The organism is Sebaldella sp. S0638 (assembly GCF_024158605.1).
Classification (GTDB): Bacteria; Fusobacteriota; Fusobacteriia; order Fusobacteriales; family Leptotrichiaceae; genus Sebaldella.
The window spans coordinates 1-739 of sequence record NZ_JAMZGM010000106.1 but is presented as its reverse complement, the minus strand read 5'-3'; the positions used below and the strand labels follow the sequence as shown (position 1 = coordinate 739).

Sequence of the window (739 nt, the reverse complement as noted above, 5' to 3'; positions counted from 1 at the left end):
TATAAAATTAGCCTCTTTCTTATTCTTCAATTCTCTCAAACGCTTCTTCTAAAGCCACATTTATCTCATCTATATCATAACTTCCATAACCTTGTCCCTCTGCCCATAATACATTTTCTTCATTGTCGGTATGAGATTTATTATTAATTATTTTCAGAAATTCTTCATACCCTCTTGTGCCTCCGCAATCTTCTGGTGGACAATTTCCTTTAAATTTTAATACTTGTGGGTAATCATGGGGGTAATTCTCTATTTTTTCCAGAACATCTATTTCATGTTTCCAATCATCTCCAAAATCATAAGTGTAGTCTATTATTTTATTACTATCAAAATATTCTTCAATAAACTCATCAACATCTTTCAACGTTTTAGTTCTGTCTACAAAAAATCTACTTTTTCTTAATTCAGCCAACTTTTTCATTCCCTCAATAGTTTTGAAATATCTAACCTCATCCAGAGCTTCCTCATCCGTTGTCACTTCTATATCTCCTATTTTAAACTCATACAGATGACAATTGTACCAGCCCATTGTGTATTGTAATATTACGTGCAATTCATCAAATGTTATATCTACAGGCACAATTATTTCCCGCCAAATCGGTATATGTGTATCTGAAAGTGTAACTCTTAATTTATAAGCTCTCATATATTAACTCCTTTTAGTTTTTTCTCATTATAGCATACAAATAATAAAAAAATAAACCTGAAATCAATCAGGTTCATCTTCTTCTCTTTTATC

General features: G+C 30.9%; 1 protein-coding gene. It reads right to left on the bottom strand.

The window, feature by feature from the left end; all coding sequences use genetic code 11:
• Positions 1-19 precede the first annotated feature (19 nt).
• On the bottom strand, positions 20-646 hold the full coding sequence (locus NK213_RS17785; RefSeq protein ID WP_253351700.1) for a plasmid pRiA4b ORF-3 family protein: 627 nt from the start codon (positions 644-646) through the stop codon (positions 20-22).
• Between the last annotated feature and the right edge of the window lie 93 nt (positions 647-739).

Excerpts from the sequence above, each read along its gene's own strand:
- NK213_RS17785 (WP_253351700.1), bottom strand. The coding sequence starts at position 646 with ATGAGAGCTTATAAATTAAGAGTTACACTTTCAGATACACATATACCG.